This is a genomic window from Seongchinamella unica (genome assembly GCF_004354085.1).
Lineage (GTDB): Bacteria > Pseudomonadota > Gammaproteobacteria > Pseudomonadales > Halieaceae > Halioglobus > Halioglobus unicus.
This window is the reverse complement of the sequence record NZ_SMSE01000001.1, coordinates 1,213,227-1,238,801: the sequence shown is the minus strand read 5'-3', so window position 1 is coordinate 1,238,801 and position 25,575 is coordinate 1,213,227. Positions and strand designations below refer to the sequence as shown.

The 25,575-nt window shown below is 61.0% G+C and carries 21 protein-coding genes and 1 pseudogene; 11 read left to right on the top strand and 11 right to left on the bottom strand.

The features are described from left to right. Window positions 1-11: 11 nt before the first annotated feature. The 4 genes from gap to E2F43_RS05380 all read left to right on the top strand — a co-directional run bounded on the left by gap (window position 12) and on the right by E2F43_RS05380 (window position 4,423). Window positions 12-1,022 carry a type I glyceraldehyde-3-phosphate dehydrogenase gene (gene gap / locus E2F43_RS05395; protein WP_133210333.1) on the top strand — a complete coding sequence of 337 codons (1,011 nt, stop codon included), beginning with the start codon at window positions 12-14 and terminating at the stop codon, window positions 1,020-1,022. A gap of 12 nt (window positions 1,023-1,034) precedes the next feature. Further along, window positions 1,035-2,204, top strand: a complete 1,170-nt coding sequence (locus E2F43_RS05390; RefSeq protein WP_420820757.1) for a phosphoglycerate kinase — start codon at window positions 1,035-1,037, stop codon at window positions 2,202-2,204. A 30-nt stretch (window positions 2,205-2,234) separates the two neighbouring features. Continuing rightward, the gene (gene fba / locus E2F43_RS05385; protein WP_133210331.1) at window positions 2,235-3,299 is read left to right on the top strand and encodes a class II fructose-bisphosphate aldolase; all 1,065 of its coding nucleotides are present in this window, start codon (window positions 2,235-2,237) and stop codon (window positions 3,297-3,299) included. A gap of 173 nt (window positions 3,300-3,472) precedes the next feature. Further along, a complete protein-coding gene (locus E2F43_RS05380; protein ID WP_165954199.1) occupies window positions 3,473-4,423 on the top strand; it encodes an alpha/beta hydrolase in 951 nt (316 codons plus the stop codon). Here E2F43_RS05380 and E2F43_RS05375 read toward each other — a convergent pair. Next, window positions 4,411-6,663: a tetratricopeptide repeat protein gene (locus E2F43_RS05375; protein ID WP_133210327.1), complete on the bottom strand. Its 2,253-nt coding sequence runs from the start codon at window positions 6,661-6,663 to the stop codon at window positions 4,411-4,413. The genes E2F43_RS05380 and E2F43_RS05375 overlap by 13 nt on opposite strands. A 278-nt stretch (window positions 6,664-6,941) precedes the next feature. On the opposite strand from E2F43_RS05375, the gene E2F43_RS05370 reads away from it, so the two are divergent. Beyond that, a complete protein-coding gene (locus tag E2F43_RS05370) occupies window positions 6,942-7,643 on the top strand; it encodes a glutamine amidotransferase-related protein (RefSeq protein ID WP_133210325.1) in 702 nt (233 codons plus the stop codon). Window position 7,644: 1 nt separating this feature from the next. On the opposite strand, the gene E2F43_RS05365 is transcribed toward E2F43_RS05370, so the two are convergent. The 4 genes from E2F43_RS05365 to E2F43_RS05350 all read right to left on the bottom strand — a co-directional run bounded on the left by E2F43_RS05365 (window position 7,645) and on the right by E2F43_RS05350 (window position 12,440). Next, entirely contained in the window at window positions 7,645-8,052 is a 408-nt protein-coding gene (locus E2F43_RS05365) for an STAS domain-containing protein (RefSeq protein ID WP_238946752.1), read from the bottom strand. Next, complete coding sequence (locus E2F43_RS05360) at window positions 8,033-10,402, bottom strand: SpoIIE family protein phosphatase (protein WP_133210323.1); 2,370 nt, start codon at window positions 10,400-10,402, stop codon at window positions 8,033-8,035. Before E2F43_RS05360 ends, E2F43_RS05365 begins: the two co-directional genes overlap by 20 nt. Window positions 10,403-10,409: 7 nt before the next feature. Beyond that, window positions 10,410-10,850 carry a VOC family protein gene (locus E2F43_RS05355; RefSeq protein ID WP_133210321.1) on the bottom strand — a complete coding sequence of 147 codons (441 nt, stop codon included), beginning with the start codon at window positions 10,848-10,850 and terminating at the stop codon, window positions 10,410-10,412. A 96-nt stretch (window positions 10,851-10,946) separates the two neighbouring features. Beyond that, the gene (locus E2F43_RS05350) at window positions 10,947-12,440 is read right to left on the bottom strand and encodes an FAD-dependent oxidoreductase (RefSeq protein ID WP_133210319.1); all 1,494 of its coding nucleotides are present in this window, start codon (window positions 12,438-12,440) and stop codon (window positions 10,947-10,949) included. A gap of 194 nt (window positions 12,441-12,634) precedes the next feature. Here E2F43_RS05350 and rdgC point away from each other — a divergent pair, with 194 nt between their 5' ends. The 4 genes and pseudogenes from rdgC to selD all read left to right on the top strand — a co-directional run bounded on the left by rdgC (window position 12,635) and on the right by selD (window position 16,846). Further along, window positions 12,635-13,540: a recombination-associated protein RdgC gene (gene rdgC, locus E2F43_RS05345; RefSeq protein WP_133210317.1), complete on the top strand. Its 906-nt coding sequence runs from the start codon at window positions 12,635-12,637 to the stop codon at window positions 13,538-13,540. 4 nt (window positions 13,541-13,544) lie between these two features. Further along, window positions 13,545-14,636, top strand: coding sequence for a tRNA 2-selenouridine(34) synthase MnmH (gene mnmH, locus E2F43_RS05340; RefSeq protein WP_133210315.1), 1,092 nt, complete (start codon window positions 13,545-13,547; stop codon window positions 14,634-14,636). Further along, a pseudogene (locus E2F43_RS19615) lies at window positions 14,636-15,739 on the top strand (FAD-dependent oxidoreductase); the annotation flags it as partial. The gene mnmH and the pseudogene E2F43_RS19615, both read left to right, overlap by 1 nt. Then, window positions 15,740-16,846, top strand: a complete 1,107-nt coding sequence (gene selD / locus E2F43_RS19610; RefSeq protein ID WP_476707501.1) for a selenide, water dikinase SelD — start codon at window positions 15,740-15,742, stop codon at window positions 16,844-16,846. On the opposite strand, the gene E2F43_RS05330 is transcribed toward selD, so the two are convergent. The 5 genes from E2F43_RS05330 to E2F43_RS05310 all read right to left on the bottom strand — a co-directional run bounded on the left by E2F43_RS05330 (window position 16,839) and on the right by E2F43_RS05310 (window position 22,660). Next, the gene (locus tag E2F43_RS05330) at window positions 16,839-17,900 is read right to left on the bottom strand and encodes an efflux RND transporter periplasmic adaptor subunit (protein ID WP_133210311.1); all 1,062 of its coding nucleotides are present in this window, start codon (window positions 17,898-17,900) and stop codon (window positions 16,839-16,841) included. The genes selD and E2F43_RS05330 overlap by 8 nt on opposite strands. Before the next feature lie 20 nt (window positions 17,901-17,920). After that, a complete protein-coding gene (locus tag E2F43_RS05325) occupies window positions 17,921-21,028 on the bottom strand; it encodes an efflux RND transporter permease subunit (RefSeq protein ID WP_133210309.1) in 3,108 nt (1,035 codons plus the stop codon). Window positions 21,029-21,164: 136 nt separating this feature from the next. Then, window positions 21,165-21,647, bottom strand: a complete 483-nt coding sequence (locus E2F43_RS05320; RefSeq protein ID WP_133210307.1) for a GNAT family N-acetyltransferase — start codon at window positions 21,645-21,647, stop codon at window positions 21,165-21,167. A gap of 1 nt (window position 21,648) precedes the next feature. Beyond that, the gene (locus E2F43_RS05315) at window positions 21,649-22,230 is read right to left on the bottom strand and encodes a DUF2238 domain-containing protein (RefSeq protein ID WP_133210305.1); all 582 of its coding nucleotides are present in this window, start codon (window positions 22,228-22,230) and stop codon (window positions 21,649-21,651) included. A gap of 4 nt (window positions 22,231-22,234) precedes the next feature. After that, window positions 22,235-22,660, bottom strand: a complete 426-nt coding sequence (locus E2F43_RS05310) for a potassium channel family protein (RefSeq protein ID WP_133210303.1) — start codon at window positions 22,658-22,660, stop codon at window positions 22,235-22,237. A gap of 272 nt (window positions 22,661-22,932) precedes the next feature. Here E2F43_RS05310 and E2F43_RS05305 point away from each other — a divergent pair, with 272 nt between their 5' ends. Both E2F43_RS05305 and E2F43_RS05300 read left to right on the top strand, forming a co-directional pair. After that, window positions 22,933-23,316 carry a hypothetical protein gene (locus tag E2F43_RS05305; protein WP_133210301.1) on the top strand — a complete coding sequence of 128 codons (384 nt, stop codon included), beginning with the start codon at window positions 22,933-22,935 and terminating at the stop codon, window positions 23,314-23,316. Between the two features lie 119 nt (window positions 23,317-23,435). After that, the gene (locus E2F43_RS05300; RefSeq protein WP_133210299.1) at window positions 23,436-23,843 is read left to right on the top strand and encodes a GFA family protein; all 408 of its coding nucleotides are present in this window, start codon (window positions 23,436-23,438) and stop codon (window positions 23,841-23,843) included. 515 nt (window positions 23,844-24,358) lie between these two features. Here the strand turns inward: E2F43_RS05300 and E2F43_RS05295 are convergent. Further along, on the bottom strand, window positions 24,359-25,525 hold the full coding sequence (locus E2F43_RS05295; protein ID WP_133210297.1) for a hypothetical protein: 1,167 nt from the start codon (window positions 25,523-25,525) through the stop codon (window positions 24,359-24,361). Between the last annotated feature and the right edge of the window lie 50 nt (window positions 25,526-25,575).

The following is a 25,575-nucleotide window of genomic DNA, read 5'->3' as shown; positions in this document are numbered from 1 at the left end:
AGGGAGTCATCATGATTCGGCTGGCGATCAACGGTTACGGCAGGATTGGCCGCAGTGTGCTGCGGGCCTTGCAGGAGAGCCCGCTGCAGGCGCACATGCAGGTTGTGGCCATCAACGAACTGGCCGACGCCGTTACCGTGCTGCACCTGACCCGCTATGATTCCACTCACGGTCGTTTCCCCGGGGAACTGCACGGAGATGAGCGGCAACTGGTTGTGGGTGGGCAGTCCATCACGCTGTTGCGCAGCGCCGACATCAGCACCTTGCCCTGGTCGGAACTCGGTGTTGACCTCGTACTGGAATGCACCGGGGCGTTTACCGACCGGGCCACCGCCGAGGAGCACCTGGCCGCCGGTGCAGGCAAAGTGCTGTTTTCCCAGCCGGCCCAGTCCGATGTGGATGCGACCGTGGTCTATGGCATCAACCAGGACCAGCTGCGGCCGTCGCACCGGGTGGTTTCAGCCGGATCCTGTACCACCAATGGTATCGTGCCGGTGATACGGGCCCTGGCGGATACGGTCGGCATAGAGAGCGGCACTATCACCACCATACACTCGGCAATGAACGACCAGCCCGTCCTCGATGCCTATCACCATACGGATTTACGCAAGACCCGGGCGGCGTCCCAGTCCATCATTCCTGTCGACACCGGCCTGGCCCGGGGGGTGGAGCGGGTGCTGCCGGAAATGAAGGGCAGGTTCAGCGCCCAGGCCCTGCGGGTTCCGACGCTGAACGTGTCAGCCATGGACCTGACGGTGCAGACCTGCCGGGACACCGATGTGGAAGCGGTCAACCGCGCCCTGCTCGAGGCTGCCCAATCCCGGTTCGCGGGGGTTCTGGGCTATACTGAGGAGCCTCTGGCATCCTGCGATTTTAATCACGACCTGCGTTCAAGCATCATCGATGCCAGCCAGACCCGGGTCAGTGGCTCGCGCCTGGTAAAGGTGCTGACATGGTTTGACAACGAATGGGCGTACGCCAACCGGATGCTGGATGTTGCCCATCACTGGACAAGTTTATAGGAGACAATCTCAATGGCCCTGAATGTGAAACTGATGCAGGACCTGGATCTCAAGGGCAAGCGGGTGTTGATCCGCGAGGATCTCAACGTGCCGGTCAAGGATGGCAGGGTATCCTCCGATGCCCGTATCCGCGCTGCATTGCCGACGATTGTGGCGGCGCGGGACGCGGGCGCAAAAGTTATTCTCATGTCACACCTGGGCCGGCCCACCGAGGGGGAATTCGAGCAGCAGTTCTCCATGGCGCCGGTGGCAGAGCACCTGGCGGATCTGCTGGGCCAGAAGGTCAGCCTGGTGGAAGACTGGAAACTGGGCGTAGAACTCAATGACGGAGAGGTCGCCCTGCTGGAAAATGTCCGCTTTAACCCCGGCGAAAAGAAAGATGATGAGTCCCTGGCCAGGGCATACGCCGGGCTTTGCGAGATTTTTGTGATGGATGCCTTTGGCACCGCCCACCGTGCTCAGGCGTCTACTCACGGGGTGGCGAAGTTCGCCCCGGTGGCCTGCGCCGGACCGCTGCTTGCCGGCGAACTGAGTGCCCTGGGAAAGGCCCTTTCGGACCCCGCCCGCCCGATGGTCGCCATCGTCGGGGGCTCCAAGGTGTCCACCAAGCTCACGGTACTGGAGACCCTGTCAGAGAAGGTCGACCAGCTGATTGTGGGTGGCGGCATCGCCAATACCTTCCTCGCCGCTGCCGGCAAACCGGTGGGCAAGTCCCTGTGCGAGCATGAACTGATACCCGCCGCCAGTGCCCTGATGGAAAAGACCAGCATACCCCTGCCCACGGATGTGGTCACCGGCAAGGAATTTTCCGAGAGCGCCGAAGCCGAGCTCAAGTCAGCGGAGGACGTGGCCGACGACGACATGATTTTTGATATTGGTCCCGCGTCAGCGCAAGCGATGGCGAGCCTGCTCAAAGACGCGGGCACCATACTCTGGAATGGCCCGGTGGGCGTATTCGAGTTCGACCAGTTTGGCGGCGGCACCAGAGCCCTGTCCCTGGCTATCGCCGAATCTGCCGGGTTTTCCCTGGCGGGTGGTGGTGACACCCTGGCCGCAATCGATAAATACAACATTGCCGACAAGGTATCCTATATTTCTACCGGGGGTGGGGCGTTCCTGGAATATGTGGAAGGCAAAGTTCTTCCTGCGGTGGCCGTACTGGAAGCCCGGGCTGCCGACTAACGCACACAAAACGATCGCAGAGGTAACACAATGGCATTAATCAGCTTGCGCCAGTTGCTGGACCACGCCGCCGAGCACGACTACGGCGTACCGGCATTCAACGTCAATAACCTGGAACAGACCCGCGCCATCATGGAAGCGGCGGACCAGACCAATTCGCCAGTGATCATGCAGGCCAGCGCCGGGGCGCGCAAGTACGCGGGTGCGCCTTTCCTGCGGGCAATGATGGAAGCGGCGATGAACGAGTTCCCGCATATCCCGGTGGTGGTGCACCAGGACCATGGCACCTCCCCTGCGGTGTGCCAGCGTTCCATTCAGCTGGGTTTCTCCTCGGTCATGATGGACGGCTCCCTGGGTGAAGACGGCAAGACACCGATGGACTACGACTACAATGTGGCGGTAACTCGCCGTGCGGTGGAAATGGCTCATGCCTGCGGCGTGTCCGTAGAGGGTGAACTGGGTTGCCTGGGATCGCTGGAAACCGGTGAAGCCGGCGAGGAAGACGGCATTGGTGCCGCCGGCAAGCTGACTCACGACCAGATGTTGACCGACCCGGAGGAGGCGGCTGAATTCGTCAAGGCCACCGAGGTGGACGCGCTGGCCATCGCCTGCGGTACCAGCCACGGCGCCTACAAATTTACCCGTCCGCCCACGGGCGATATCCTGGCGATTGACCGGATCAAGGAGATCAACGCCCGCATCCCCAACACTCACCTGGTGATGCACGGCTCCTCCTCTGTGCCGCAGGACTGGTTGGCGATAATCAACCAGTATGGTGGCGAGATCCCCGAAACCTATGGCGTTCCGGTCGAACAGATTCAGGAAGGCATTCGCCACGGCGTGCGTAAGGTCAACATCGATACTGACCTGCGCCTGGCGTCCACCGGGGCGGTGCGTCGTTTTCTCGCTGAAAATCCCGCCGAGTTCGACCCGCGCAAGTTTCTGGGCAAGACCATCGACGCTATGCGCGATATCTGTATCGCCCGCTACGAAGCGTTCAATACCGCAGGCAATGCGGACAAGATCCGGGTCAAGAACCTGGAGACCATGCACCTGCTGTACGATGCGGGTGAACTGACGCCCCGGGTAAATTGACGCCTGCGTTGCTGCCCTGTGGCCGTTGATGTGACGCGACAGCGAATGCTTTGCCGGTTGCCGGGTAACCCGGGTCGAAAGCTGTCATCCCCGCGTAAGCGGGGATCCGTTGAGGCCCCGTTCCCGGGGTCCCGTCCTGTCCCCGGGGATTCTCTTGCCGCGCAATTGACCCGGTGCGCGGGGACGACGAGGTACCGGTGACCCCGGACCAGGTCAGGCAACTGCGCCAGTCACTTCCGTCCTTCTCGGAAACCGTACCGCACTCGCCACTACTGGAAAACTACCTCCAGTTCTACAACCTCGACTTCACCGCCCGATACCCCGATGTCCAGCATCATTGCGGCACTATTCCATCGGGCCGTTTCCAACTGCTGACTCACCGCTGGCTGCAGCCCGGCGCCCGCGCCAACCTGCTGCTGGTGCATGGCTACTTCGATCACAGCGGGATATACGACAAGCTGATCGACTACGGCCTGTCCCGCCGCTGCAACGTGCTGATCTTCGACCTGCCGGGACACGGACTGTCCAGTGGGGAGCGGGCCGGTATCGATGACTTTGCCGACTACGGTCAGGCGGTCCACGAGGTGGTGAGTGCGGCGCAGATGCCAGACCTGCCGTTTAACGCCCTGGGACAGAGCACCGGCTGTGCCGCATTGATGGAGCTGGCCAGGCACCACCGGTGGCCATTCAGTAAACTGGCGTTGCTGGCACCGCTGGTAAGACCGGCTGGCTGGCGCGGCGTGCAGTTGGGGCACATTCTATTGCACCGCTTTACCGATAGCCTCGAGCGGAGGTTAAACCACAACACCTCGGACCTGGGGTTCCTGGATTTTCTGCGCGATGATCCACTGCAGAGCCACCGCGTGTCGCTGCCCTGGATTGGTGCCCTGCGGCGCTGGCTGAAATCGCTGCCCCTGGCCGACCTTGGCGTGGGGCCTGCCCTGGTGGTCCAGGGATGCAAGGACGGCACGGTGGGCTGGCGTTACAACATGAAGGCCATTGTCCAACTCTTTCCCGGGTCCGAGATCTGCTACCTGCCCACAGCGGGCCACCAGTTGGCCAATGAGTCCGCTGCGATCCGCGCCGACTACGAAGCCGCTCTGGACCGCCACTACTTTCCCTGAAGGCTTCGCTGCAGTTGCTGGTAGTTGGGGTTGCCGGGCGCCAGCTTCACCAGCTTGTCGGCGTAGCCGCGTGCCTGGGCGGTCTCACCCAGTTCCGCGCTGTAGTTGGCCAGGGTCAGTAACACCTGCTGGTCGGCCGGGAACTGGCGATGCAGCCTGCCCAGCTCAATCAGCGCCTCTCGCGGCTGGCCAAGGTCGTGCAGGGCGATGGCATAGACAAAACGATGCCGGGTGCCCAGGTTTTCCCGGGCCGCCGCCCGGCCCAGGTAATCCAGTGCCCTGTCGGGATTATCACTGCGCGCTTCCAGCAAGCCCAGAGCATGTAGGGCGTTGCCATTTTCCGGGGCCAGGGCCAAAGCCTCGAGTAACAGCGTCCGCGCCTCTTCGTCCCTGTCCTGAGCCCGCAACAGATCCGCCAGGTTAAGGTAGGCCGGCAGCAGCTGGGCGTTGAGCGTCAGTGCTTCCCGGTAGGCCCGTTCTGCGGACGGCGTGTCACCACGATTGGCCTGGAACATGGCCAGTTGCATCAGGACACCCGGCATATCCGTGTGCTGCTCCTGCACCGCCTGGTACTCGCCGAACAGGGTCCTGAGTGCTTTCGCTTGAGCGGGCTCGACCTGGTCGAGCGGAACTCCCGCCAGAGACTCGGCTACCTCCATGCGCACCGCCAGGACCGGGTCGTCGAGCAGGGGTGTGAGCAGCTGGAAACGCTGTGGCAGTGACAGCAACTGATCCAGTGAACGTACCGTGCTGGTGCGAATAATCGAATCGTCGTGATACAGCAGGCTGGCCATGGTCTGGGTCGCTTCGCGGCCGCCCGCCTGCCCCAGGGCTTCCATGGCTGTCGCGCGCCAGATTGGGGCTGCCTGCGGATCATTGGCCAGCTGTGCCAGTCCGGGTACGGCCCGGCTGTCGCCCCGGTCAAAGGCGGCGAAACTGCGGGCGGGATGGCTACCGGTGTCCCGGAAATTGACGCCCTGCGCGCGCAGGGCCTGCAGCGCCCACTGATCCGTCTTGTCGCTGTGACATTGGGTACAGGCATTGGGCGTGGCAATGACGACTGACAGGTCCGGTCGCGGCACGCGCATGCTGTGATCCCGGCGAGGGTCCACGCCCATGTAGGTGGTTTCCGGCATATGGCAGTTAGCGCAGGATGCGCCGGCACTGCCCGCAGGGTGGAAGTGATGATCAGGGGTGTCGTAGCGAGTGGTTTGATGACACTGGGCGCAGACGCCGTTACCCGGCGCCCTCAGTGCGTTGCTGTGGGGTTCATGGCAGTTGCTGCAAACGACCCCGGCCTGGTGCATTTTGCTCTGCACAAACGAGCCGTACACATAGACCTCGTCGAGGATCTGGCCGTCGTAGTGGTACAGGGGTGACTGGGGTAGCGACAGCCGGTGGGTGTCCAGCAGGTCTGCGCCATAGTGGTAGTCGCCAAGGGTGCCGCGGCGGCTGTGGCAGCGGCCGCAGCTGTCGATCTGGGTCCGTGATTGCAGCGGTTCGCTGCGCCGGGCGATGGATTCACCTGCGGGGAATGACCACAGGCCTCGCTGGGCAAGGTCGGTAGCGAAGCCACCCTGAGGAGAGTCGCCCAGCTTTCCCGCCCGGGCCAATTGCAGGTGTGCTTGACCGGGGCCATGGCAGGCCTCGCAACTGACGTCGATTTCAGCGTAGCGGGTGTCAAAGCTGCGCGTTGCACGGTCGTAGTTTTTTTGCAGGTCGGTGCTGTGGCATTCAGCACAGCGGGTATTCCAGTTCTGGTAAGGGCCGGTCCAGTGCAGGGGATCACGGTAATCGATGGGTTCGTCGGGATACAGGTGGTACCAGCGCTGTCCGCCCTCCGGTTCCGGCCTCGCGTCCCAGGCAATACTCAGTGCCTGGAGCCGACCGCGGGACAGTGGCAGCAGGTATTGCTGCAAAGGGTATACGCCAAAAACATAGGCCACCTCAAAATCGGTCAGCTTGCCGTCCTCACCGTCGGTGCGCACCATGAACTTATCACCGTCCCGGTAGAAGCGGGTGGTGATCCCGTTATAGCTGAAGCTGGCGTTGTTGAAGTTGCCCAGCACAGTGTCCGGGCCAGGCAGCTGCATGGCCAGGTCGTGGTGGGAACCCCGCCAGGCATCGTATTCGCTGGCGTGGCATTCCCGGCAGCTTTCCGCCCCCCGGAATCCGCCCTCGTTGGCCGCTGCGGTGGCGCTGGTAAAAAGCAGGGCCAGCAAAATCAGTCGGTTCAGCAAGTGTCCTGGTCCCGCGACTAAAGTGGACTGACACATTAACCCATCGCTGCGTTAAGCCCAAGGGTCAGGCGAGGGCAGTCGCACCGACACCTCGAGGTAGCCATCGCCGGAGTGCACCAGCGACCACAATGCGTTGCCGCTGTGGCAGTTCGGTGGCGCTGGCGTGTATTTTTGGTGACGGCAATGGCCTGCCCTATGGTGGTATAGACAGTACCGGGTGCCGTTTTTATCATGGGGTTTTGCGGGTAATTACCCGCCCCAGGAGACTCGCGTAAACCATGAAACTAGGAATTTTGAAGACCGATGCCGTGCGTCCGGAGTGGGTACCGGAATTTGGTGAGTACCCGGACATGTTTACCGCCCTGCTGGGACGGGAAGATCCGGCGCTGGAGTTTGTGGTTTACGATGTGGAGAAAGGGGAATACCCGGCGGATATAGACGAGGTGGACGCCTACCTGATGACCGGCAGCAAGTCCTCGGTGTATGAGGACAAGGAGTGGATTGCCCGGTTGATGGGTTTTGTTCGCGAACTGGATGCCCGCAAGAAAAAACTGGTCGGCATTTGTTTTGGCCACCAGATGGTCGCCCAGGCCCTGGGTGGCAAGACTGAAAAATCCACCAAAGGCTGGGGGGTGGGCCGACACACGCACCGGTTCACAGAGTGCCCTGAGTGGCACGACGGGGGCGCGGCCGACTTCGATATCCTTGTCAGCCACCAGGACCAGGTGGTGCGCAATGCCGAGGGCGCCAGGGTACTGGCGGGCAGCGACTTCTGCGAAAACGCGGTGGTTCAGATCGGGGACCACATCCTCACTTTCCAGGGGCATCCCGAATTTGTTCCCGGATACTCCCGGGAAATTATGGAGTTTCGCCGCCAGGCGATTGGCGAGGAAGCCTACGACCGCGGCATGGCGTCACTGTCGAAGGCGGCAGAGGGCGATCGAGTCGCGCGCTGGATACTGGATTTTTTGCAGCGCTGAATCACTCGTCCCTGAGTTTGCGCTGCATGCTGTCCAGGTAGTCGTCCAGCTCCTGTTCATTGGCAAACACGGCCATATCAGGCAATGCCTTGAGAATATCGAACACCTTGTCGATGTGCGGCTTGCGGTTGGCCGCCGCCAGTTTTCGTCCATCGTTTTTGGTTTGCTTGGCTGCCTTGAATATCACCCGTAACCCGGCCGAGCTGATGTAGTCCAGATCCTTCATATCCAGCACGGTAAGCTGGTAACCGCGGTTCAGCACGTCCTGCAGGCGCAGTTCAAAGGCCGGCGCGGTGTCGGTATTGAGTGCTCCGGCCAGGGCGACGCGGGCGACGGAGTTCTCTTCATCGATGGCAACGGTAGTGGTCAGGTCCATGGTGTTGTCGGCCTCAATTTTTGGGTGGCTCAAGCGGGCTGCCGCAGTCCGGGTGGGGGATGTCCTTTTCCACCCGCAGAACATTGTGGTTGCCTTCCCGGCGGTAGCTCTGGCGATCAGTGAGCCGGGTCACCAAGTGTACACCAAGGCCGCCAATCTCTGCAGAGTCGATATCCGCTCCCAGTGTCGAGCGGTGGCCTTCACTGAGCGGGTCAAAGGGCTTACCCGGGTCACGGATTTCAAGGGCGAGGGTGTTCGCCTGCAGTGCCAGGGTAACAATCAGTTGCTCATCCGGCGCCAGTGCAGCGTATTTATGGACGTTGGTGGCCAGCTCCTCGGCTACCAGGGTGAATTCCGTGACCAGGTCTGCCGGAACCGCCCAGCCCCGCAGCAGGGGTTGCAGCCAGGCCTCGATCCGACTGGTCAGGCCTGCGCCGGTGGTGAAACTATGGGAACCGCTGCGCCCGTCACTCGCGGTGTATTCCAGCAGCATCAGGGTGATGTCGTCCGACTGGGGCTGATCGCCGGTGTGCTTGTTGACGCTGGCGATCAAAGCGTGGCCGCAGGCCTCAAGGGGCAGTCCTGCGTTTGCCAGCAATTCCTCATTTGCTCGCTCTACCCCGTACATTCGGGCATCGGCATTGAACGCCTCGTCGATGCCATCGGTAAAAATGGCCAGCCGGTCACCGCCAGACAGTTGCAGCGTGTTGCGCGGATACACCTGGTCTGCTGCCAGGCCCAGGGCCGGCCCGGTGTCCTGCACAATCGACTGTGCCTGACCTTGCCGCAACAGGCTGGGCGCGGTGTGGCCGGCACTGGCAAAACACAACTCGCCACTGTCCAGGTCGAGTATGCCCAGAAACAGGGTGACAAACATGCAGCTCTGGTTGTCCCGCTCCAGGGCGTTGTTGAGGCGTGCCATGGCAGCATCCGGTGGGACATCGTTGCCGGCCAGTTGCTGGATGAAACTGATCGAGCGGGCCATGAACAGCGCCGCGGGTACACCCTTGTCGGAAACATCGCCAACCGCCAGCAACAGTTGGTTACCGTCGCGAAAGTAGGTGTACAGATCGCCCCCGACCGTTTTCGCCGGCAACACCTGTGCCCACAGATTGACGCCTCCTGCTTGCCACATCACTTCGCCACCACCTGGCAGCATCGACATCTGGATGTCGCGCGCTGCGTTCAGTTCACCTTCCAGGCGGCTGCGATTGGCGGTGGCTGTTTCCAGGTCCTGGATATAGGTCTTGAGCTCCCTGTTCATGCTGGAGAAGGAGCGCACCAGCCGTGATACCTCGTCGTCTCCCTGTGCCTGCGGCAGGGGAACGTCCAGCTCACCCCTGGCGACATGCTCTGAAGCGATGCTCAATTGTTGCAGCGGTCGGGTGAGCCGGGAGGTCAGCAGGTACACGGCCAGGGACATCAGCAACAGCGTGCCCAGACCCAGTAGCGCGGTCTTGATTTCGTAGCGATGCAGCGGTGCCAGGATTTCACGCTGGCTGTAGACCACCCCGATGGGCCAGCCAGTGCTCTCCAGGCGACCCATGCGGATGGTGCAGCGGCCGGTGTCTTCCGGGCAGGGAAATTCGGCGGTAACCCGCTCGCCGCCGAGCGCGTGGCCAAACAGTGCATGCCAGCTGTCCAGGTCTACGCCCTTGTAGGCCATTTGCGAGTAGTGTTTCATCACACTGGCCCGGTTGCGCGAGCTCATCACCAGACCCTCCCGGCTGAACAGCAGGCTATAGCTGCTCTCTCCGAGGTGCAGCTGGCCGACAACACGCTGCAGATCCTCCAGGGTCACATCAGCGGTCACCACCGCATAAAGCGAGCGCTCACCCGTGTCAGTGATGCGGTAGACCGGGAACGAATACGTGGTCATTAACACGTCACCACCGCCGGTATCAAAGTAGGGTTCGCTCCACAGGGGTCTGCCCGCCTTCACCGGCGCGGTATACCAGGGCTGGGCCTGGTAGTTGGCCTGTTCGCTGGCAAGATTGGCGTAGCTGGCCACGCCATTGTCCAGATAGTAGTAGGGCGCGAAGCCCTCCGGGTTGTCGCTGAGCGAGGGATTGAGTGCGATGGCGGCACCAAAAATTTCATCGTTGTTGGCGACCACGTCGCGCAGCACCTGTTGCAGGCCATCTTCACTGTAATCCGTCCGCTCCAGCACGCGGCCCAGCAGTTGGGTTGTCGCCTGCACGCCGCGGAGCCAGTTTTCCGTGTCGTTTATCGCAACACCAATCTCGATCCTGGCCTCCTCGGCCAGGCGCTTGAGAATTTCCTCCCGGGAAAAGTGGTAATCCAGTGCCATGCCCCCACCCATAATCAGCACCAACGCCAGGGTCAGCAGCATGATTAACCGGGTGGAGAAGCTGTTTCTCACTGGGGAGCTACCAGCTGCCGGTATTCTCCATGGATGCCCAGGGTTCCGCCGGCGGCAGTGACTCACCCGCCTGCAACAGTTCGATGGATATGCCGTCGGGTGACCTGATGAAGGCCATATGTCCGTCACGGGGGGGGCGATTGATAGTGACACCCTTGTCCATCAGTCGCTGGCAGGTGTCGTAAATGTTGTCGACGCGGTAGGCGAGGTGGCCGAAGTTGCGACCTCCCGTGTATTCCTCCGGATCCCAGTTCCAGGTGATTTCCACACAGGGACTGGCGTCCTTGCCGGCGGTGGCCATATCCCCGGGTGCGGCGAGAAACACGAGAGTGAATCGGCCCGCTTCACTGTCGTGGCGTTTTACCTCGATCAGGCCGAGCTTGTCACAGTAAAATTCCAGGGTTTCTTCCAGGTCGCGAGCGCGCACCATGGTGTGCAGGTACTTCATAGCCAGGCCTCTTTTGGCAGCAAGGGAAAAGCAGGTGTCTGGCACCCGCCTGACCATGGTAGAAGCGCGATGGCGGGCTTACAAGTCCGGGTAGGGTCAACGTCTGGGTGCTGAGGCGGCCTGCCTGCCAGCCAGCCGGCCGGAAAAGGTCGCGTCGCCCACCGACATACCGCTGGAGTAGCCCTCGGCACGGCGGACCACGCCGCAGGCGGTGCGGCCAGCGGCATAGAGACCGGGAATCACCTGGCGCTGGGGATTGACGACCTCACCGGTGGGCAGGGTGTCCAGCCCTCCGAGAGTGAAGAAGGGCACAAAACAGCCCCTGCCGGGGGTGATATCCAGCGCCACCAGCGGTGGTTCCAGTGGCTTCAGCCACTGGCTGGCCTTATGGTAAAGCGTGTCCTCACCCGCCCGGCAGTCCTCGTTGTACAGGGTGATGGTTTGCTGCAGGCTACCCTGGCGCAGTTGTAGCTCTTCCTCCAGTTCCGCGACGGTCTCACCGGTGCCTGCTATGGGCGCAAACAGGAAATTGAGCTGCTCGTAACTGCCGTAATCGTCGATGGTGACAATGAAGTAGAGACGATCCCCCTGCTGTTGCAGGGCCGCGTGGCCAAGACGCGCGTGGTACACGTCCTCATTGATGAAGCGCTGGGCCTTGTCGTTGATGGCTATACCATAGGTCATGCTCGCGGGCGGGTAATAGGGTATGCTGATAAATCCCTCGTGCATATTGATCGCGGCACCGCCTACCGCCATACCCATCTGGATACCGCTGCCGGTGTCTCCCGGATTGCCGATGGGCTCGGTGCCCTTGCTCAACATGGGCGCGTATTTTTGCAGCATCTCCTCGTTCATCACAAAGCCACCGGCGCAGAGAATGACCCCCTGGCGAGCTCTCACATTCAGTTCTTGCTGGTCCTTGCGGATGACAATACCTACGACCTCGTCCTTGTCGTCAATGATCAGGGTGAGGGCGCGAGACTCGTATTGCACCGTAATAGTGTCGCGTTGCTCCACGTTTTCGGTGACAATTTTCATAAACAGCGGCCCGCCGTTATCACCCTCGATGTATAGATTATGGCCCCGTGGACTGGGCTTGGCCTGCTGGGCAAAGGGGTAGGCCTTTTCACTGCCGGTGTACAGCAGGCCGTCGTCGGTCAGGCACATGATGGCGCGCTCCTGGTGGAAGCTGTCTTTGAACGGCACCCCCAGATCTACCAGCCAGTCGAAGTGAGCCCTGCTGTTTTCGCAGTAATTGCGGATTTTGGCTTCGTCGGCCTGGGGTCCGGCGCACATCATCATGTAGGTAAACATGTCCTCGGTGCTGTCTTCAAAACCACAGGCCCGCTGCACGCGGGTACCGCCATTCCCGCCCATGTAAATTTCCGCACTGGACATGGCCGTGGAACCGCCACTGGCGCTGGCCAGCTCGAAAATCGTTACCTGGGCGCCCGCATCCGCCGCTGCGATAGCGGCACAACCGCCGGCGCCACCAAAGCCGATCACGGCGACGTCGGTTTCCATGTCCCATTGCTCGATGTCGCGACGGTGGCGGGGTTGGGAGGGATTGGTTCTGGTCTGTTCGCTCATATCTGGTCCGGCCGCTGTGGCACTGGCTGTGGCTGTTTGGTCGTCGATGAAGCATTTAATCGGCTCACCCTTGGGGAGACAACAGCCCGGGGGGTCGCCGGGGACAACAATTTGTACACGTCGCGGATATTTCTGCCGAATGCGTCCCGCCGCTGGGTTACAATCCCCGGCTTTTCCCAGAGTTGTACAGAATTATGTGGTTCAAGAACATTCGCGCCTACCGTCTCACCAGTCCCTTTGATCTCTCTGCCGAAACCCTGGGGGAACAACTGACCCCGCGCTCGTTCGAGCCCTGCGCCAAGTCCCAGGCCCTGTCCCTGGGCTGGGTCTCACCGCTGGGTGGGGATTCTGACGCGCTGGCCCATGCCGCTGGCGGGCGTTTGCTGATCAAGCTGAAGCGGGAAGAGAAACTGCTGCCATCCACCGTCGTGCGCGAACAACTGGAAGAGAAGGTCGCGCATATCGAGTCCGAACAGGCGCGCAAGGTGTATCGCAAGGAGCGCCTGACCCTCAAGGATGAGATCATCCAGGATTGCCTGCCCCGGGCATTTACCCGCTCATCGGCGGTTCACGCCTACATTGACACCCGCAACAACTGGATATTCGTGGACGCGGCCAGTGCCGCCCGAGCAGAGGAATTGCTGAACCTGTTGCGCGAGTGTATCGGCTCATTTCCGGTGGTCCTGCCGCAGGTGAATAATGCGCCCTCGGCGACCATGACCGGCTGGCTGGCGCACCAGAACCTGCCGGACGATTTTGCCCTGGGGGAAGAGTGCGAACTGCGGGAGCCCGGCGAGGAGGGCGGTGTGGTGCGCTGTCGTGGCGTTGATTTGTTGAGTGAAGAGGTGGAAACTCATCTCAATGCCGGTAAACAGGTGGCGCGCCTGGCGCTGTCCTGGGATGAGCGGGTGAAACTGGTGCTGGCCGAGGACCTGTGCCTGCGGCGACTGAAATTCAGCGAAGAACTGATGAAGGAGAACGAGGACATTCCAGAGGCAGACAACGCCGCCCGGCTGGACGCGGACTTCGCTCTGATGTCCGATGCCATTTCTGCCCTGCAGGACCGGGTTATCAGTATCTTCGGTGGCGAGGCCGAGTAAGCCCTTGTCGGCACGCCCCGATACCGACGACTATCGCGCGCTGTTTCTGGCCGATACGCCGATGATGGATATGCGCGCCCCGACCGAGTTTGCCAGGGGCGCTTTTCCCAGTGCCACCAGCCTGCCGTTGATGACCGACGACGAGCGCGCCCGGGTGGGAACCTGTTACAAGCAGCAGGGTCAGCAGGCGGCCATTGAATTGGGGCACCGGATTGTCAGCGGCGACATCAGGGAAAAGCGCCTGGCGGCCTGGTGTCAATTCGCCCGCAACCACCCCGAGGGTTATCTTTACTGTTTTCGTGGCGGCCTGCGATCCCGGACCGTCCAGCAGTGGCTGCGGGACGCGGGGATTGACTACCCCCTGGTCCTGGGCGGCTACAAGGCCATGCGGCGCTTCCTGATCGACGAACTGCAGCGCTCTGTCGAGCGGGGCCACTTTGTCCTGGTTGGCGGTAAAACCGGTACCGGCAAGACCCGGGTCATCCTGGATATCCCCCACGCTGTCGACCTCGAAGGCCTGGCCCATCATCGGGGATCCACCTTCGGGCAACTACCCCAGCCCCAGCCCAGCCAGATTGATTTTGAAAACCGGCTGTCCATTGCACTGCTGAAACTTCAACACCGCTCCGCTGAACCGGTGTACCTGGAAGATGAAGGCCGGTTGATCGGTCGACTCTATCTGCCCGAAGCCCTGCGGGAAAAGATGGCGAAGGCGCCGATGGTCGTACTTGAACAAAGCCTCGATGAACGGATTGATGTGGTGGTGGAGGATTATGTTATCGACCTGGGCCAGCGTTACCGGGCGTTTTACGGCGAGCAGGGCGATGCATTGCATGCAGAGAAGCTGCAGGCCGACCTGTTCAGAATCCGCAAGCGACTGGGAGGGGAGCGTCACCAGTGCGTCAGTGAAATGATGGCGGCGGCCTTTGCCCGTCAGCGGCAAAGCGGTGATCTCGACGGCCATCGCCAGTGGATCGGTTTCCTGCTGGAGCAGTACTACGACCCGATGTACGACTATCAGCTGCAACAACGCCAGGGCCAGGTTCTTTATCGCGGTTCCCGGCGGGCTGTGCTGGATTGGGTTGCGGGCCGCTGATGCAGACCCCGGCGGAGTTGCAGCAGGACCTGGTGCTGGTAGGCGGCGGCCACAGCCACGCGCTGGTGCTGCGAATGCTGGCCATGGATCCCATCGCCGGGCTGCGCATTTCCCTGGTATCGCCCGCCAGTCATACGCCCTATTCGGGCATGTTGCCCGGACTGGTGGCGGGCCATTACAGCTTCGAGCAATCCCATATTGACCTGGCCAGGCTCTGCCAGTGGGCGGGGGTGCGGTTTATCGCCTCGGAGGTCACGGCGCTTGATCCCGCTGCCCGGCAACTGACGTTGCTGGGACGGCCGCCCATCAGCTACGACCTGCTCAGTATTGATATTGGCTCGCAGCCGGAGCTGGATTCAGTACCCGGCGCCAGGGCCCACTCGGTGCCGGTAAAGCCCGTGGCCGGACTCTGGCAACGCTGGCGTGAGCTCGAATCCCGCCTGCAGCTGTCCGACCGCAGCCACCGGCTGGCGGTGGTCGGCGGTGGCGCCGGCAGCGTTGAACTGGCGTTGGCCATGGCTCACCGACTGGCGGAGGATCCCGTTTCCATCGCCCTGTTCTGCGGCGCCCCGCAAATACTGCAGAGCTATAACCGGCGTGCGAGATCTGCCGTTATGGGGGCACTGGCGCGGCACGGGGTAGAGCTTTATCTCGACAGCAGGGTGGCGAAAGTGGAAGACGATGCCATCGTGCTTGGGGATGACAGCCGCCACCTTTACGACGACTTGTTCTGGTGTACCGGAGCCTCAGCGGCGCCGTGGGTAGCGGCAAGCGGTCTCGCCTGCGACGCCGGGGGTTTCCTGCTGGTAGACGATACCCTGCGTTGCCCGGATGATCCGGCCGTATTCGGTGCCGGTGATATTGCCAGCCAGCTAAACCACCCGCGGCCAAAGGCCGGCGTATATGCCGTGCGCCAGGCGCCGGCGCTGGCCCACAACTTGCGGGCCACCCTGCTGGGCAGGCCACTGCGCGAGCACCGCCCGCAACAGCGCTTTCTTTCCCTGCTGTCACTTGGCGACAGACAGGCAACCGCGGACCGGGGTCTGTTCAGTGCAACCGGACGCTGGGTCTGGCAATGGAAAGACCGGATAGACCGGGAATTCATGGGCCGGTTTGAAAATCTGCCCGCCATGACCGGGCCGATTGACGGGGATGCCGTGCCCGGTGCCCTTGAGCCGGGGGCTAAACCGCATTGCGGTGGTTGCGGTGCCAAAGTGGGAGCCGCCGGCCTGTCCGCGGTGCTGGCCGACCTGCACCACGAATTTCCCGAGCAGGTGGTTCCCCCGGGCGAGGGTGACGACGCAGCGCCCATTCCCGGCGCCCCCGGAGAGACGGTATTACAGAGCCTGGACCTGCTGCGCCAGTTGCTGGCCGATCCCTGGCTGATGGGGCGCATCGCCGCCAATCACGCACTCAGCGACCTGTATGCCTGCGGCGCGAGGCCGGTCTCCGCCCTCGCCGCCATCACCCTGCCATTCGCCAGCGGCAGCCTGCTTGAGCGAGACCTGCACCAGGTGCTGGCCGGCGCCCTGCACGAGTTCTCGAAAGTCGACTGTATCCTGGCGGGCGGGCACAGTATGCAGGGACCCGAAATGCAGCTTGGCTTTGCGGTTAACGGGCGAGTTGCCAGTGGCGGGCAGTTAACCAAGCGCGGGGCCGGCAATGGTGATGTGCTGATTCTCACCAAGCCCCTCGGCACGGGAGTGCTGTTCGCCGCCCACATGCAGCAGCTCGCCGACGGTCGGGACCTGGCGGCTGCGATCGAGATGATGCTGCAGAGCAACGCCCTTGCCGCGGAGCTCGCTGTGACCTTTGAGGTGTCGGCCTGCACCGATATCACCGGCTTCGGACTGCTGGGGCACCTGCTGGAAATGCTGTGCCCGGGTCAGCGGGCTACCCTGGAGCTGGCCGGCATGCCCTGTTTGCCGGGCGCCAGGGAGCAACTGGCGGCCGGGGTGCGCAGTACCATGCACCAGACGAATGCGGCCGCCGGGCTGGAGGCACTGGAACCGGACACAGCGGCCCCGGAAGGGGCCGCGCAGATTCTGTTCGACCCCCAGACCAGCGGCGGATTGCTGCTGGCCATTGCCCCGACGCGGGCCAGCGATCTGCTGGCAGGCCTGCACCATGCCGGTTATGACGAGGCCCGGGTGATCGGTAAGGTCGCGGCTGATCCCGATCCGGGCGCCGCGACGGTGATCCTCACTTAGCCGCCAGGTCGTGACTGACTACCTTCAGGGCCTGCCCGTCGCGCAGTCGCTCGGCACCCCTGATGACCACCGCATCACCAACCGCGAGGTCCCCTTCGATGGCGATCCGCGACCCGCGCCCGGCGAGGGTTTTGACCGGCACTTTAACGGCGGTGTTGTCTTCGGAGACGGTGTAGACAAAGACCTTATTTTCCCGCAAGACCAAAGCGTCCCGGGGTACGCTCAGCGCCAGGCTGGCTGCATTGTCAGGCAGCTCGACGGTGACCGCTTCGCCGATCATCCACTGTCCGGGATCCACTGACAGTCGCAGTTCCATCATGCGCGAGCGCTCGTCGCCCACCGGGACCATACCGCGAATCGCGTTGATGGACTTTTCGCCGTTGGCTGCCACTTCCACTTCGCTGCCGGGGTGGTTGTAGCGGGCAATCCTGAGCGGGGCGTTAACGCTGATCTCCACCCGCCGGGTATTCACCAGCCGGACCAGGGCTGCCCCTGGGGTTGTGTATTCGCCGGTGTACAGTTCGCGACGGGCAATCACCCCGGGGAAGGGCGCTGTCACCTCGGCCCGCTGCAGGTCGTAACGGCTGCGATCCAGCGCCACCTCGGCGATGCGCTGCTCCTGCAGCCGCATTTCCAGCCGTGACTCCACCTCATCCAGTTCAGCTCTGGCCATGTTGTTCTGCAATGCGAGCTTTTGCAGCCTGGCTATCTGCCGCTTGTTGTACTGGATGTCGGCTTCCAGCCGGGCGATCTGGGCTATATTGTTGCGCACCTCCAGTTGCAGCAGGTGATCATCGATCCGTGCCAGCACGTCGCCGCGTTCGACGTGATCCCCCACCTGGGCGACCCAGGTCAGGCGGCCGCTGATTTCCGCCGCGATCAGGGCGTCCTGGGTGCTGATCACTGTGCCCGGCAGCCTGACTACGGAGCTGGCAGTCTGCTCGCTGACGGTCGCCAGTTCGACAATAGCCTCCGGTTGCTGCGCCAGTGCCGCCTGACCTGCGCAGGCCAGGAAAAGGGAGCTTGCCAGCAGGGCACGGTTCAGGAATTTCATGGCTGTTCTCCAGTAGACATTCAAGCCACCGACTTGAGTTTGGGGGTTGGCGTCCGGTTGCCATCGCCCTCGATCACCCTGCTGTGGCTTTCGCCCATGCGCAGGAAGCAGGGCAATAGCAGCAGGGTGAACAGGGTGCTCACACACATACCGCCGACGATAACGGCGGCCAGGCCGCGGTAGATCACACTGCCGGCGCCGGGCATCAGCAGTAGCGGCAACATGCCGAAGATGCTGGTAAGGGTACTCATGAAAATAGGCCGCAACCGTGTCAGCAGGGCCTGCTCTACAGCATGGTGGCGACTGACGCCTTCACGTTCTGCGCTGCGGGTCTGGTGAACCAGCAGGATTGCGTTATTGACTACCAGCCCGAGCAGGATGACGAAGCCAATCATGGTCAGCAGGTCCAGGGGCTGGAAGGTAATCAGGTTAAGCAGGCGGATGGCGACGATGCCTCCCACCATGGCCAGCGGCATCGCCATGACGACCAGCAGGCTGTCTTTCATCGAGCGGAACAGGGCCGCCATCAGCAGGAACAGCACGACCAGCGCCAGGGCAAAATTGTTGCCCATGGACTTGATGGCCCGGGTCAGGGCGTTGGCGCTGCCGCCATAGAGGATGTTGCCGTCGGCGGGCAGTGCCGCCTTGAGCCGGGGTTCGACCTGTTCGCGAATGGTGCTGAGTACGTGCTCCAGTGACACATCTTCCGGCGGCCTCACATCGATAGTGATGGTGCGGCGACTGTCAATCCGGCGCAACTGGCTGGGCCCGACGGTGCGCTGTATATCGACCAGCTCGGACAGGGGGACCAGTGAACCCGCCGGTGTCACCACCGGAGTCGAGGCCAGTTGCTCGGGGGAATCCCAGGCCTGGGAACGAAGAATGATGTTCATCCGTTTCTCGCCGTTAAAGTATTCCCCCACGTACACGCCGTCGCCCATGGCCCGCACCAGGGTGCCGATGTCCTGCCGCGCCCAGCCGGCCTCGGCGATTTTCCTATCGTTGGGTGACAGTTGGAGTTCGGGTTCCGCCTGCTCGAGGTTGGGGCTGACCCGGATGTTGCTATTTGGCAGGGCTTCCCGCAGCAGGGTTTCTCCCAGTGACGCCGCCTCGGCGATGGCCTCGCGGTCGCGGGACTGCAAGTGCAGGGCAATGACCCGGTCACCTCCAAAGCCGCCGAACAGGTTGCCCTGGGAGGCAAAGAACTGCAGGTCCGGCAGGTCAGCAAAAATTTCCTGGTTGATGATCCGCTCCAGCTCCTTCACCCGGGACTGGTCCGCCACCCGGGCCCCCATACCACCACCACCGTTCCAGGTGAGGATGTAGTAGTTCTTCAGCGCCGGTTCCCGTTTGCCGCTCATAAAGGGCGCCATGCGCTGGTCCAGCACCTTGATGTATTCCTCGGCGATGGTGCGTTCGCTGACCCCGGGGGGGAACTGGAAGTAGGCATCCACCGCGTCGCGCTTGACCGGTGGCAGGTAATCCAGCTCAGGCAGCAGCAGGTAGCTGGCGCCGAGCGGGGTAAGGATAAGCACCGCCGCCAGGGTCCAGCGCTTGCGCGGGGTGGACGTGATCGACATGACGAAGTTGCTGATACGCAGCCACAGGCCGCGGTTACGATCCTCCAGTTTGTCCTCCCGCAGCCAGGTGCAGGCGGCCAGCGGCAGAATGGTCACCGCCACCAGCAACGATACAACCACCGCGATGGCGATAGTAATCGCGAGGTCACCGAACAACTGACCCTCGACCTCGCGCATGAAAATAACCGGCAGGAAGATGGCGACGGTAGTGGCGGTGGAGGCGAGCAGTGCGCCCCATACCTGTTGCGCGCCCTGCAGCGAGGCGTCGAAACTGTTCAGGCCCTTTTCCCGCAGCCGGACCACATTTTCCAGTACCACGATGGCTGCATCCAGCACCATGCCAACCGCGAAGGCGAGGCCCGCGAGGGAAATCACATTGAGGGTACGGCCGGTCAGATTGAGCACAATGAAGGTCGCCAGCAGCGATACCGGAATGGCCACGGCGACGATCAGTGTCGCCCGGAACCGGCGCAGGAACCACCAGAGGATGCCCACCGCCAGCAGGATGCCCAGTACGATATTGCCACCCACCAGGCCAATAGCGCGGTTGATGAACACGGATGCGTCAAAGGATTGCGCCATCACCAGGCCGCGGCCGGCAACCGGCCCGGCGTTCAGCTCCGCCACCACCGCCTTGACCGCGTTCAGGGTCTGCAGGGCATTGGCACTGGTTTCCTTGTCGATACGCACCGCGACGGCGGGATTGCCATTCTGGGTGTTGGTCAGCACCTGTTCGCCACGGGTGACGGCGATGTCGGCGATATCACCGAGTCTGATGGGGCGACCATCACGCCATTCGAGCACGAAATCGGCCAGTTCACCGGGCTCATAGCGACCGGTAAAGCGCAGGGTGTACTGGCGACGTCCGACATCGACGAAGCCGCCGCTGATGTCATTGGCGCGACCCAGCCTGGCCGCGGTCTCCGTCAGTGGAATGCCCAGCTGCGCCGCCCGGTAGGGGTCGAAGCGAATTTCCAGCTCCTGCTCCCCGGCGGCGTTGTTCTGTTGCACGCCGACCCGGGCCACACCGGGAACTGATTCAATGGCGGGACGGATCACATCCTCTACAAACTGGATATAGTCGTAAATCGACCCTTCGGTGCCGGGGAGTAACTGCAGGAAAAAGAAGGTCAGGGCAGGCGTGTCGCCGTTGCCACCGCCCAGCATGATGACCGGCTGGGTCGCGTCGCGGGGCAGGGGATCCAGCCGGTTCATCCGCGAGATCACTTCTAGCAGCGTGCGCTGCATATCGGTGTCGAGGCCGAATTCCAGGTTGACCCAGGCGTTGCCCGCGTTGGCGTAGGCGGCCATTTCCTTGAGACCGGGAATGCCGCGCAGGACAGCCTCAATCGGTTCGATAATTTCGGATTCAATTTCCCGCGGGGAGGCAGCCCGCCATCCGGTCTGGATGCTGATGGTCGGGTTCTCGATGTCCGGGAATAGCTGCACCGGCAGCCGGGTCAGGCTGTAGGCGCCAAAAAACAGGATGACCGCCACGGCAACGGCAATGCCGGCGGGATTCTTCAACGAGCTCGCAGTCAGGTTCACGACCCACCCCTGTGGATGCTTTGATTTTAGCTGCCACTGAACATAGCAGGGGGTGAGGTGTGAATCAGGGTATCTGCGGTGAGTTGCAGTGGGGGTGCGACGAATGCCGGAAGAGAACCGGGATACAGCGCTTTTGCTAGCTGGCGGCGAATGTCTCCAGCGCCGTTCCCTGCAGTCGATATCCCACCCATTCGCTCATGGGAACCGCACCGCAGGCCTCGTAGAAGCTGATGGCCGGCTCGTTCCAGTCCAGCACATTCCACTCAAAGCGGCCGCAGCCCTCGTCGACGGCCTTGCGGGCCAGGTACTGTAACAGCGCTTTGCCGGCGCCGTGGCCGCGGTACTCCGGGGAAACGTAAAGGTCTTCCAGGAAAATTCCGTACTTTCCCAGCCAGGTGGAAAAGTTGTAGAAGTAAATCGCGAATCCCGCGGCTGTCCCGTCCAGTTCACAGATCAGCGGAAAGGCGCGGGCAGTATTCCCGAACAGGGCCTCGCGCAGCATCGGTTCGTCTGTGGTGACTTCTTCCAGGGCTTTTTCGTAAACGGCCAGTTCGCGGATGAAGTGGTAAATCTGTGCAACATCCTCAGTGGTGCCCTCGCGTATTGTGATGGACCTCATGTCAAAGCTGCTCCAGTTGTCTGTCGTGAATGTGTCCCAGGCTAACCAGCGCGGTGACGGCCCCGAGCAGGGCCATGGCCATGTCGGTCTGGGTGTCCCACTGGTAGCCCTGGGTGCCCAGGAACGCATCTGCCGAGCTTCCCATCATCACCGCCGCGAGCCATTCAAGCAATTCATAGAATGCGGAGAACGCCAGGCAAAAACAGACGATGATGAAATTACGCCATGCTGCGCCGTTGACCACCCGTTTGCGGATCAGCAGTTCGCGGGCGATCATCGCCGGCACAAAGCCCTGGATAAAGTGCCCCAGCTTGTCATAGTTGTTGCGTTCGGCACCGAACAGGCCCTCGAACAGCGGCACTTCCGCATAGGTGTAATGCCCACCCACCATGAGCACCACGCAGTGCAGCAGAATCAGGCCGTAGAGCAAATGCGTCAGTGGAAAGGAACGGCGGGTAGATACCAGCACCGCCAGGCCGATGATCGCAGGCGACACCTCCAGGGCCCAGGTAGAGAGTTCTTTCGGATCAATCGCTGACCAGATGAAAGTCAGCAGGAATACGGTCAGCCACAGAACTCGCACCCAGTCAGTCCCGGTCCCAGTAACGGGTCATTTCCAGGTACAGGAAGGAGGCGCTCCAGGTAATCAGCACCAGGCCGGTAAGTGATTCCAGGCCGGTCAGGTAGCGCAGGTCACCGATGGGTTCAATGTCGCCAGTGCCCAGCGTCGTGTAGGTGGTGAAGGAGAAGTAGACGCAATCCAGCAGGCTGCCCTCGATGTTGCCCTGAACATATCCCCATTCCTGGGCATGGTGCATCAGGTAATAGCACACCGCGAATATCCAGACCTCCAGTGCATGGGCAGTCAGGGCTGCAAAGACCCCGATGACAATGCGAAAACGATGCCGGATTCTCAGCCTGGGCATGAGGATGGTAAACCGGTACAGGAATTCGTAGTGGATCATCACCGCAATGGCGATGACCAGGATATTGATGGAAACAATGGCAAGCATGGTTTTTTTCCGCAGCCCCGTGACTCAACTTTACACGGTTATGCGCATCTGCCCCAGAGCTCAGGCCGTGCATCCGTGCTCCTGAAACAGTGCTTGCTGATAAAATCGGGCCGGTTGCCTGGCGGAAGGGGCGGCCGATACGATACTGCGGCGCCGGTATTCGCTTTTGACGACCTGCCGCAGGCAGCGTAGTCTGGGGGTTCCGCGTGAGTGGACACGAGAATAGTGGTAACCAAAAGACGTAACCAAAACGCTTGTTTAAGGGAATTCATATGAAGACAGTTAATTATCTCGCTATTTTTGCCGCGTCGGCAGTCCTGGCGCTTTCCGGTTGCAGCAAGGAAGATGTGGAAGAGGCAAAAACTGCGGTAGGCAGTGCGGCGGAGACCGTGGCGGAAAAAACCGGAGAAGCAGTCGATGCCGCGGGTGACATGGCTGAAAGCGCCGTTGACGCAACTGGCGATGCCCTCGAGGAAGCTGGCGATATGGCCGCTGACGCGGTCGACTCCACGTCCGAGATGGCGGCTGATGCCAGCGACGCTATGGAAGATGCCGCCGCAGAAGCGGCTGACGCTGCAGAAGACGCGGCTGACGAAGTGGGTGATGCCGCGGAAGAAGCCGGTGACGAAATGAAAGAGGCCATGGGCCAGGGCTGATAAACCCGACCTGATCGAGGCTGCCTGGCCCTGTGCCGGCAGCCCCTTCGCCCGGCTGAAGGCCAGTGACGTTATAGACGGTCTCGCTGCAGGCTCTCTCCAGGATAGAGGCTTGAGGTATGGAACAGCAATTCCATGGCGAATGCCTGTGTGGCAAGGTCAGGTTTCATTACAGCGGCGCCAGCCTGTGGTGTGCCCACTGCCACTGCACCCTGTGCCAGCGTGCCCATGGTGCTGCGGTGGTGACCTGGGTGGGCGTCACCGAGGCGGCGTTCCACCTGGATGCCGCTGCCGACTTGCTCTGGTATGACTCCTCTGAACAGGCGCAACGGGGTTTTTGCGGCAACTGCGGATCCTCCCTGTTCTTCCGCTCCCAACGCTGGCCCCGGGAAGTGCACATTGCCCTGGCGGCAATGACCGATGCCATTGACCGGCAACCCGCGGCCCATGTGTTCTGGGATGCCCACGTTGACTGGCTGTCGTTCAATGACGCGTTGCCGAAGACAGAGGGCAGCGGTGACGGCTAGGGCCGACACACGGTGTCGGCATAAACAAAAAGGCCCCGGCACTGATGACGAGGCCTTTTTTTGTATGGTGCCCGGAGACAGAAATGAACCGGCCGGCGCTCCGGGGCCGACACACGGTGTCGGCATAAACAAAAAGGCCCCGCCACTGATGACGAGGCCTTTTTTGTATGGTGCCCGGAGACAGAAATGAACCGGCCGGCGCTCCGGGGCCGACACACGGTGTCGGCATAAACAAAAAGGCCCCGTCACTGATGACGAGGCCTTTTTTTGTATGGTGCCCGGAGACAGAAATGAACCGGCCGGCGCTCCGGGGCCGACACACGGTGTCGGCATAAACAAAAAGGCCCCGTCACTGATGACGAGGCCTTTTTTGTATGGTGCCCGGAGACGTATCTTATATAGCCCTTTAAAGTATTGTTTATATTGATTATTATATATTGCTATATGAGGTTGTGCCCCCAGAAATGCCCCCGTTTTTGCATCTCGTATTTCATAGTTTGGGTTGTCGCCCTTAGCTACCAGTCCATATTCGCTGCTTGGTCAGATATGTAGACTAGATGGGTTACAAAGTCAGTCATGCTCGAGGAATCCGCCATAGCATTTGTATAAGTACCGTCGAGCCCGTATGTGAGTATTGTCGGCAGCGAGCTTTCCTCTAGGTAAATTCTCGCTGGAGCTAAGGAGCCTGACCATAGGTGGTCAACGAATGCCCGGGTGAGAGCGACTGCTTTTGCATCATCCATCACCAAAGAATCACCTACACTGAATTTCGTTTTTCCGCTAGTGGGCTGCTGATGGACGGGTACTGCGCCGGCTCCCGAGTGAAACTGAAATGCTTGGCCGTTTTTGCCGAAAGCGCCGTGTGCGACAAAATTCCTCACCTCTCTCCGCAGCTCCACCAGTTGGTCATAGAACTTTTTGTTATCTTGATCAGAGAGATTAAGTACTTTTTTAAATTTAACGTTCCATTCTTGACCTACTAGGTCAGCAACGGCTCTTCCGTTAGCAACTGTGCTCCCCAGTATCGCCAAATGAATAAACAAATGCTCGGTCCAAGAGTAGAAAGCCTCAACAGCAGCAATGGCGTTCCATGAAATGATGTCGGCATTTTGGTTAGACAGAAAAGCTGAACTGAATAGCGAATTGAGGTTATCCAGCGAGTTATCTTGGATGGGTTCAATATTCGCTTTGCTTGTTTTGGCATCGATTACAGCGCTGTCATAACACTCCAGGTGGTAAAGATAGCGACCGTAAAGATCATTACAGTGATTGCTAACATTAAGTTTGGAGGCTTCGATAGCTTGCTCGGCTCTCCATTCAAAATAAGGTTCTGATGCTCGCACTCCTTTCTTGATGAGGTCTACAATTTCCTTAGCCATGCCCTCCTGTTCTTCAGAACAAAATAGTCCAAGACCCATTTTCCGATGCGAGATTAAGAATCGCTCACCCTTGAATTCAATTGGAACTGTCCAGGCCACCTTTTCATCCTGTCCCCAATGCTCAAAACCAAGAAGGTCTACCAATAAGAAGTAAACTGAGGGGTAGCCGGGTAATGATCTTCCTGCGCCTGATCGGCGGCTGTAGTAACTATAATTTTCACCATCTTTAATCGGCTGAATGGGGGCAATTATGTTGCCTGCTCTCCTTTTAACGAACAGCAGATTATCTGGTATTGGGGTCAATTTTTCGCCTCGTTGCTATGTGGAAATCGTGTCCTCGGTGCACCATAATT